Genomic DNA, 9,511 nt, shown 5'->3' on the forward strand with positions numbered 1-9,511 from the left:
TTTGGGTATTCGGCAGAGCTTATGGGGTTGTTTTTGCTGGGGCAGTTTTGACCTGGTTTTGCAGTGCCTGCATTTCAGTCATCAATTCTTTCTGCAATTGAGCGGCACGGTTCTGTAATTCCGTCACTTTTTGCTTATTCGGTGAGCTTTCAAGACTGGTTTCTGCCAGCACTATGCCTAAGTTATTGGATTCTCTGATTTTGTCACGAACAACATTCACTTCGCTACTTTTCAGTTTTAAGGCATCAAGTTCTTGATTAAATTTATTAATATAGGTTTTCATCTGTGCCACAGTACTGGTTAAAGTAGCTTTGTCACCTTTTTGCACTGCCTGATTAGCTTTATTTTGCAGATCCGTAGCCTCTTGGGAGTTCTTGTTGGAGAGCATCTGGATTTGATCTAAATCACTTTTAATATCAGCTGAATTATTCGAGCTGAGGCTAGCTGTGACCGGTTGAGTGGTGGTTGAGGTTGAGGTGGTTGCTGATGATGCGGGTGCCTCATTTGTTTTTTTATCACAGGCCGTTAATGCCAGAGCAGCCACACACAGTGAAGCCAGTAATGATTTTTTCATATCGCATCCTTATAGATCCAATGAAAACATCAGATCTAAATATTAAAACAAACATTAAAAACGTTAAAAATATAGTTTAGACTCGATTCAACACAGTGCTGTGATCAAAATGGCATAGGACGTTGACTGGTGACTAGGGCGTTTTTGTTGTTAAGCTGCTGCAAATTGCAAAAAGAGTTATTTATTTAATAACATAAAGGATTAGATATCGCGCAGTTGTGCAGGGGTTTGTTCGGTATAACGCTTAAAGAATTCAATAAAACTGGAACTGTGCTGATACCCCAATTCATAGGCCAGTTTTTTCACTGTTTTGCCTTGGCGAATCTGTGTGATCGCATACAAAATTTTAGCCCGATTGCGCCATTCAGATAAACTCAATTGTAATTCCTGCTGGCTTAAACGCAGTAAATGTCGTTCGCTGATGGATGAGTCTCTGATGAGTTGTTGCAAGCTTTTCTGAAATAGTTCTGGATTGGCCAATTGCTGTAATAGTGGCTGTAGCAAAACATGATGGCTTTGCGGTAAATAATGTTCATAGGCAGGTGCAGTTTTTAGTTGATCGAATAACACCTGTAATAAATTACGATAATGCAGCGTGCTTATGTCTTGATGTTTTTGTTCCAGGATTTCATGTACCAGATGCCGAAGAAAGGGGCGAATGCTTAAAGTTTTGGTGCAAGCAGCAAAATACTCACATAGACAAGGATGCACACGAATACAGACATAATGTGTAATTTGTTCATCCAGTGCGATCGAGGCATGTGCGGTTTGTGGAGGAAGCCACAGACCATAGTTGGGAGGCGACAGATATCTTTGTCCTTCTATTTCATATTCCAAAATACCGTTCAGGCTAAAATTAAAATCACCCCATAAAGAACTGTGTGGTGCCACAATTTCATCTTTTTGATAAAAGAAGTCATTCACTTCTATATAGTGCTCAATATGCTTCAGCATATGAATATCCTTGTGTTCATTTTTTTATTTGTAGAGTGATCATTGAAAGACTTGGAAAGTTATTTAAATAGCCACAATCCGGTCAGTCAGTGTCTGTAGCTCAATACTGATGTCTGAAATTCGATATTCTAATTATTTCAGACTTCAGTAAAAATGAAAACGGGATATTCAGGCGCGGGAAAGGGTATGACACAGCAACACAAGACAGTAGGGTGGGCGATCGCTTTGCCCTTGCTGGCAGTCTTAATTTGGTCGATGAACATTACCGTAACCCGCTATGTAGCGGACTATATTTCACCTGTCAGTATCAGTTTCTATCGCTGGCTGGTGGCTTTTGTGGTCTTAACCCCGTTTATGCTGAGCAAGGTCTGGCGTGAACGGCAGCTGGTTTTGGCGCACTGGAAACAGCTTGCCGTTCTTGGTGCTTTTGGAATGGTACTGTATCAAGGTCTGGGTTATAGCGCAGCGCATTATACCACCGCCACCAACATGGGCATTATCAATGCCTTCATTCCGGTGTTTACCATCTTTGTGTCCATGTTTATGCTGAAGGACATTCCAAACCGCTTTGCTGTTATAGGTAGCATTCTGTCTTTTGCAGGTTTGCTCTATGTCATGGCGCAGGGAAATTTTAGTCATTTGCTGAAATCAGGTGGACATCTGGGTGATGTCATGATGGTACTGGCGGTATTTTTTTACGCGTTTTATGGGGTTTTCCTGAAAAAATGGCAGCTCCAGATTCCCTTGCTGATTAGCCTCTATGTGCAGATTATTTTTGCCCTGCTTTACCATTTGCCTTTTGTGTTATGGCTGGGCTTGGATGGCATTAATCCACAGAATCTGGGCAGTGTGCTGTATGCCGGTATTTTCCCATCTTTGATTGCACCACTGTTGTGGATGCTGGCAGTCCAGATGATCGGGCCGAATCGCACCAGTATTTTTATGAATTTAATGCCAGTCTGTACCGCCATTATTGCCAATCTGTGGTTAGGTGAAGCATGGACCATGTATCACAGCATCGGTGGTATGATCATTTTATTGGGTATTTTATTGGCTCAAAAGAAAGATCGAGTGGTAACAACAGCAAAATTAAATGCCTAAACGCAAAAACAACCGATTAAAAAACAGACAAATAAACTGGTTTTATCACTAATTTTTATGAAAATAAAGTCTGAGTCGTAGTTTTAAAAAAAGTATTTAAAATGGATGTTTAGCTAAAAGATAATTAAAAAATAGTGAGATAATTTAAATTATTAATAAAAAATGATAAATATTTGATAGTTTTTAGCTGTCTTTTAAGATAAATAATATATTTGTATAAAGAAATTAATTATTACATAATATTTATATCGTGAATGTTTAAGTTATTCTTAACAATCTTTAAACCTTCACAACCAGATTTACATACCCTCTGGATGTGATTTATGCACATCCTTTTTATGCTCAACCGTCCCTATATGGTTGAGCTTTTTTTTGCCTGAAAATTAGCTCAGTCCCTTATTTATTACATAGCAATGACCCGCATTAAGCGCGGATCACTTCACCTGTTTCAGCATCAATAATACGGCTGGGTTCTTTGCTTAGACCCAAATCACCATTCAAATAATTGACCTGACTGGAAAAATATTGGCTGGCTTCTTGCAAAGAGCGGGCGGGATTTTCCCCGGCAGGATTGGCACTGGTTGAGACAATAAAACCGTTAAAGGCATTGCATAGTGCAACGCATAAGGGGTGTGTGGTGACTCGTACCGCCACTTTGGGATGGTTGCCTTTAATCCATGCAGGAATATGATCGCCTGCCGGTAACAACCAGGTGGTTGCGCGTTCAGTCGGAGAGCGATGACTCCAGGAATCAATCACTTTTTGACGCATTTCTGCAGTCAGTGGTTCTAACAGATGTTCTACCTGCGCAATTTGCGCTGCCAGTAAAATAACCCCTTTTTCAATTGGACGTTGCTTTAAACGTAAAATCTCCAGGAACGCTTGTTCATTAAAAGGATCACAGCCTAAGCCCCAAACTGCCTCTGTGGGATATGCTAAAACATGTCCTTGTTTTAAACATTGAGCAGCTTCGGCAACAGAGGTGGTAATCATCAGATTTTTTTCCCTTCACATTTGTTAAAGGGCTATTGTGAACCTTATTTGCCTGGACGACAACGTAGATACAAGCCTGCCTGTTGGGTACACAAGCCAAGGAGCTCCAGTTCCATCAGTTGGCTGGTCAGTGTGGCAACGTCTAAATGCTGCTGAATGACCAGCTCATCCAGATGTTGTCCCATCCAGTCCAACTGGTTATACAAAATACTTAAATGCGCTGGCAGTACGGGTTGAATATTTAAAGGTGCGATTTTACTGGTTTGTTCGCTATGCTGTTGAGTTTGCCATTGAGTCGGTAGAGCCAGATCTTCAATCACCTGTTCAGGATGATCCACTAAAATGGCACCTTCACGAATCAGCTGATGGCAGCCTTGATGGTGCTCACTATAAATATGACCGGGAATGGCAAAGATAGATTTACCCTGTTCGGCTGCCCATTTCGCCGTGATTAAAGAACCACTTTTCAGTGCCGCTTCTGCAACAATGACGCCGAGGCTTAAAGCACTGACAATACGGTTGCGCCGTGGAAAGTGTTGCTGCAAAGGCGCGGTTCCGGGTAAAAATTCGCTAATGATGGTGCCTGAATGGTCAAGGATCTGTTGGCGTAATTGCTGATGTTGACTGGGATAGGTCTGGTCTAGTCCAGTTCCCATCACCGCAATGGTGTGATTGTGCTGCAAAGCCCCCTGATGGGCGGCTTCATCAATGCCTTGCGCCAAGCCACTATTAATATAAAAGCCTTGTTCACTAAGATAATAAGCAAAGTCATAGGCGACCTGGCGTCCGTGGTTACTGGGTTTACGACTGCCGACGATGGCAATTTGTGGTTGCAGCAGGGCTTGGGCATCTCCCTGACCAAATAGGATCGGCGGTTTGTTGCAATAAGGCAGCAGCTGGGTGGGGTAGTCAGGATGGTCGAATGTGAGAATGAAATCGCTATCTTTTTGAATCAGGGCAACACAATGCTGGAATTGCAGCTGTGATTCAGAAAGATGAAAATCTCGCAGGCGTTGAATATGGTTTTTGTGAATGCCAAGCTTTTGCCACGTTTCAATTTGATCAGGCTGTGTTGCTTCGGCCAGATGGGTATAGTATTCCTGGATTTTATAAAAGCTGGTTATCGAGTGTTGTACCAGAAACCATAGACGAATGTAATCCAGCTGCAAAGAGCTTAATGAACTGAGCATAACGAGACCTTTAATTGTGTCTTCTTTTTATTATTTGAAAATAAAATGAGGCTGAATTTCAGCCTCATTTTTTAGATTTAGGTATTATTCATCCATCAGTGGCGGCTGAATGCCAGCACCGACTTTAATCGGTAATTCGCTATCAAGTACATAAGCATAGCTTAAGTTATCAAAGCTTTTGAATACCATGACATTACCAATGCGTTGTCCAGGGAGCTGAACGCGTTCTTTGGTTTTTGGATCAGTAACGACTTCACCTTTCTGGTTCACCGACAATACCTGTCCGGTTTGAACACCCTGCAAGCTACCACGGTCAATGGTAACAACACTGTGTTTTGCAGCTGTACCAATTGAGCCCATCACGCGAACAACTTGACCACCGGCAACCACATCTTCAGCATTGGTCGGGTAGAACACAGTTGGCAGCATTGGATCATATTCAGGCAGTACACGGTCACCACGACGAACTTCAGAATTATAAGTATCTGTCAGTTCAAGGGTAGTAATGTCATTTTCACCACGTACTGCAACTCCAGATGCAACCTGAGTCAATTCAAGACCGGCATTATATTTTTTGCCTTTTGCATCGGTAAACATATACGGTTCACCTTCACGGTAAACGGCATAGCGTTGACCCACTTCCAGGCCATTGCCACGTGCATAAACGGTTTGACCTTGAGCCGCCAGAACGCGTTGGTCAGCAGTTCCTACAATGTAAGGTGTACCTGTAACTGACTCAGGTGCCACAATAGTGCTGCGTTCTAGCCATTGCTTGATGTATTCCAGTGGAATCACAGGAATGGCATTGTTGAGTGATTCCACCCGAACCTGAGGTTGTAACTTGGTGCCACCAGTATAACGACGGATAATGCCTTCACAGCCATCACCTTCATCTTTACCGATGATCGGTTTGCCATTATAGGTACACATGAGCAGGCGGTCGCCCGGGAAAATCCAGTGTGGATTTTTCACATGTTTATTGCTGGCCCAGATTTCAGGCCAACGTACTGGATTCTTCAAAAATCTTTTGGAAATATCCCATAAAGTATCGCCTTTTTTCACCACATAAACTTGCGGGGCTCCGGCTTTTAATGCGGGTGGATTGACGTTACGGGCAGGTGCTGCTTCAGCAATGCTCACCATTCCGGCCCCAACACTTACACATACGGCAAGTGCCAATAATTGTTTTTTAAACCCCAAGGCACTAAAAGTTGGCATGCCCTTCAAAACCTTTTTCATTATCATAATTCCTAAAATTATGTATGTAGTTGCGTTATAATAACGATATTACACACATTTTTTTGATGAAGCATTCCTTCATTTTGTTTTTTGATCAATGGCATAAGTGAGGACACCGTATGGCCTTATTACCTATTTTAAGTTTCCCGGATCCCCGTCTTCGTACCATTGCTAAACCAGTCGAAGAAGTCACTGATGAAATTCGTCAGCTCGCAGCCGATATGTTTGAAACCATGTATGAAGCCCCAGGTATTGGTTTGGCTGCCACACAGGTGGATCGTCATATTCAGCTGATTGTCATGGATTTATCTGAAAACAAAGATCAACCCATGGTCTTTATTAACCCCAAAGTCACGCCATTAACTGAAGAAACTCAGCCTTATGAAGAAGGCTGCCTGTCAGTGCCTCAAATATACGATAAAGTTGAGCGTCCGTCACGTGTAAAAATCGAGGCAATTAACCTTGAGGGTCAATCATTTGAGCTGGAAGTGGATGAACTTCTCGCTGTTTGCATTCAACATGAAATGGATCACTTAAATGGCAAATTATTTGTCGATTATTTATCGCCTTTAAAACGTCAACGTGCACGTGAAAAAGTAGAAAAAGTGGTGCGTCAGCGTCAAAAAGAAAAAGTTGCAGTGAAACGCTAATCCTTACGACTTCTGGATTAAAGAGTTCAAAAAAAAGCCCAATTCAAATTGGGCTTTGTTATACTTGCCTGCGACAAATTCTAGGGTTTGCCTATGGTTCTGCGGGGTGGGCTGCTATTCTCGTTTCTAGCAGTATTTTTACAGATTGCTGTGTTTTTGCAGCCTTTATTACCGAAGCAATATCAGATTGCTCCGGTCTGTGAAACTATTACCCGTGCATTATTACAAAAACCAATTTCTTACCCATTTTCTGTTTCCGGACATTCTCATCAGCTTCATCAAGATCATCAACACTCACAGCATGCAGAACATGAGCATCATGATGCCCATCATCAATGTCAGTACTGTACAGTCTATGGCAATCTGGTGTTGCCGCCTGAGCTTGAAGTCAAGGAAGTTTTAGACCGTATTCAAGTGCGTTTACTGGCCTTCCAAAAGACCTTTGGTCATGTCTGGTTTGTCTTACAACGACTCTTTTTAATCCCCCAAGGGCGAGCCCCGCCACTATTTGCATAAATCCACATTGATTTTGCTTGGGTCTTGATTGACTTAGGCCGTGTTTAATTTATGAATTCAGTGAGATAAAAATGGCTCAGCCTAAATTTTATTTACAGCCGCTTACGGCTGCGATTTGTGTTGCATGTTATTCAGCTTCAGCCTTTGCTGAGCAGCAAACAGCAATCGTGCAAACTTTAGCGCCCATTGTGGCCACAGCTCATCAGGGTAATGATGCCAATGGTTTGATTGTGCATGCCGATCCAAAACAACCTATCCAGCCGATTCCAGCCAGTGATGGTGCTGACTATTTACAAAGTATTGTCGGTTTTAGTGCGGTCAATAGCGGGGCAGGTACCAATGGGGATGTTACTTTCCGTGGCATGTTTGGTTCGCGGATTAAAATTTTAACTGATGGCACAGAAAACCTCGGGGCATGTCCAAGTCGTATGGATTCACCGACTTCGTATATTTCACCAGAAAGCTATGACCGTATTTCGGTCATTAAAGGACCACAAACGGTTCAATATGCCAATACCGGTTCGGCTGCGACGGTAATCTTTGAGCGTGGCCCGGAAACTGAATTAACAGCTGAAAAAAATTATCGTGGTCAGGCAAGTGTGCTGCTCGGTTCTTATGGTCGGCTGGATCAGAATGTGGAAACTGCAATTGGTGATGAAACCAAATATATCCGTCTGAATGCCAATCGCTCTGAGGCAGATGATTATCAAGATGGCAATGGGGACAGCGTTCCATCGGCATGGGAGCGCTGGAATACTGATCTGGCGATTGGCTGGACACCGGATGAAAATACCTGGCTAGAACTGACGGGTGGTAAAGCTGATGGTGAAGCGGTGTATGCTGGCCGTGATATGGATGGCTCTAAATTTGCCCGGGAAAGTCTAGGCTTGCGATTTGAGAAAAAGAATATCAGTGATGTGATTAAAAAAGTTGAAGGGCAAATCAATTACAACTTTAACGATCATGTCATGGATAATTATAGCTTACGCGACGTTCCTGCGGCTGATAAATCCATGAATGTGACGCGCCGTACGCTTAATACACGTTTTGCGATGACCAGTGAATGGGATAAGTTTCAACTTGTATCGGGTGTGGATTCACAGCAAAACCATCATGCTGGCGGGATGAGCTCTGCCATGATGAAGATGCCAGTGACAACCGATATGAAATTTAATTCCTATGGTGCATTCGGTGAATTAAGTTATCGGTTGAATGAGCAACATAAATTGCTGGGTGGTGTACGAGTTGATGATGTGAGTGTGGAAAAACTGGCAAAAGGGGTGAAGCGTACCGAAACCGTACCAAGCGCTTTTCTGCGTATAGAAAGCCAGCATCCAGATCATAATGTCAAAAGTTATCTTGGACTTGGTTATGTTGAGCGTATGCCAGATTATTGGGAGCTTTTTAAAACAGATTATGAAGGTACTATGCATACCTTTAAACGTTTAGATACAGAAAAGACCTTACAACTAGATTTAGGCTATCAACATCAGCATGGTGCATTGAATTCATGGGTATCAGCTTATGCAGGATTAATTAATGATTTTATCCTGATGACTTATGATCCAGCCAAGATGCCAAGCATGATGGTCAATGCGGCAGATTCACGCAATGTGGATGCTACCATTGCAGGTGCAGAAGCGGGTATGGGTTATCAATTTACCGATCATCTGCAAGCTGATGTCAGTGCGATGTATGCCTGGGGTAAAAATACCACCGATGATAAACCTTTACCGCAAATTGCACCTTTAGAAGGGCGAGTAAATCTTCGTTATATTCAGGATAAATATACACTCGGTGCATTATGGAGAGTGGTGGATGATCAAAGTCGCATTAGTCAAAATCAAGGTAATATCGTAGGTAAGGACTTTAAAGAAAGTGCAGGTTTTACAACTTTGTCCCTAAATGGCACCTATCATTTGCGTGATGGGGTGGATGTATCAGTCGGTATTGATAATGTTTTTGATAAAACCTATACCGAGCATCTAAATAAAGCTGGCAGTGCTGGCTTTGGTTTTGACAGTAATGAACAGTTTAACAATATGGGACGTAACTACTGGGCCCGGGTGAGTATGAAGTTCTAATTCGGTTGGTTAGACTTAATGTAAAAAGCAGAGCTTAGACTCTGCTTTTTACGTTTTTAAATATTAAAAATATATAAATATCAATAATTTGATAATTTTGAATATTTCGAAAGAAAATAATAAACATTTTTCTTAAAATAATTTAAATATATAAAACAATCATTTATAAATTTTGTGGTTTATAAAATAAACACACAATTCAACTCATTT

9 protein-coding genes are annotated in these 9,511 nt (G+C 42.0%); 4 read left to right on the forward strand and 5 right to left on the reverse strand.

The annotated features are described in order from the left end of the window. Positions 1-19: 19 nt before the first annotated feature. Together LZZ98_RS09500 and LZZ98_RS09505 are read right to left on the reverse strand one after the other, a co-directional pair. Positions 20-574 carry a hypothetical protein gene (locus tag LZZ98_RS09500; protein ID WP_237787634.1) on the reverse strand — a complete coding sequence of 185 codons (555 nt, stop codon included), beginning with the start codon at positions 572-574 and terminating at the stop codon, positions 20-22. A gap of 201 nt (positions 575-775) precedes the next feature. Beyond that, positions 776-1,528, reverse strand: a complete 753-nt coding sequence (locus LZZ98_RS09505; protein WP_237787635.1) for a helix-turn-helix transcriptional regulator — start codon at positions 1,526-1,528, stop codon at positions 776-778. Positions 1,529-1,714: 186 nt separating this feature from the next. Here LZZ98_RS09505 and LZZ98_RS09510 point away from each other — a divergent pair, with 186 nt between their 5' ends. Next, positions 1,715-2,629: a DMT family transporter gene (locus tag LZZ98_RS09510; protein WP_237787636.1), complete on the forward strand. Its 915-nt coding sequence runs from the start codon at positions 1,715-1,717 to the stop codon at positions 2,627-2,629. A gap of 423 nt (positions 2,630-3,052) precedes the next feature. Here LZZ98_RS09510 and LZZ98_RS09515 read toward each other — a convergent pair whose 3' ends face one another. From LZZ98_RS09515 to LZZ98_RS09525, 3 genes are all read right to left on the reverse strand, one after another. Further along, positions 3,053-3,622, reverse strand: a complete 570-nt coding sequence (locus LZZ98_RS09515) for an L-threonylcarbamoyladenylate synthase (RefSeq protein ID WP_086176459.1) — start codon at positions 3,620-3,622, stop codon at positions 3,053-3,055. A 44-nt stretch (positions 3,623-3,666) separates the two neighbouring features. Beyond that, positions 3,667-4,812 (reverse strand): DNA-processing protein DprA, encoded by a 1,146-nt coding sequence (gene dprA, locus LZZ98_RS09520; RefSeq protein ID WP_237787637.1) that lies wholly within the window; start codon positions 4,810-4,812, stop codon positions 3,667-3,669. 84 nt (positions 4,813-4,896) lie between these two features. After that, positions 4,897-6,051 (reverse strand): LysM peptidoglycan-binding domain-containing protein, encoded by a 1,155-nt coding sequence (locus LZZ98_RS09525; RefSeq protein WP_237787638.1) that lies wholly within the window; start codon positions 6,049-6,051, stop codon positions 4,897-4,899. Positions 6,052-6,170: 119 nt separating this feature from the next. On the opposite strand from LZZ98_RS09525, the gene def reads away from it, so the two are divergent. From def to LZZ98_RS09540, 3 genes are all read left to right on the forward strand, one after another. Beyond that, positions 6,171-6,701: a peptide deformylase gene (gene def, locus LZZ98_RS09530; RefSeq protein ID WP_237787639.1), complete on the forward strand. Its 531-nt coding sequence runs from the start codon at positions 6,171-6,173 to the stop codon at positions 6,699-6,701. 93 nt (positions 6,702-6,794) lie between these two features. Further along, entirely contained in the window at positions 6,795-7,217 is a 423-nt protein-coding gene (locus tag LZZ98_RS09535) for a DUF2946 family protein (protein WP_237787640.1), read from the forward strand. A 71-nt stretch (positions 7,218-7,288) separates the two neighbouring features. Next, on the forward strand, positions 7,289-9,301 hold the full coding sequence (locus tag LZZ98_RS09540) for a TonB-dependent copper receptor (RefSeq protein WP_237787641.1): 2,013 nt from the start codon (positions 7,289-7,291) through the stop codon (positions 9,299-9,301). The last annotated feature ends 210 nt before the right edge of the window (positions 9,302-9,511 follow it).

Source organism: Acinetobacter sp. SM34, assembly GCF_022012365.1.
GTDB lineage: Bacteria > Pseudomonadota > Gammaproteobacteria > Pseudomonadales > Moraxellaceae > Acinetobacter.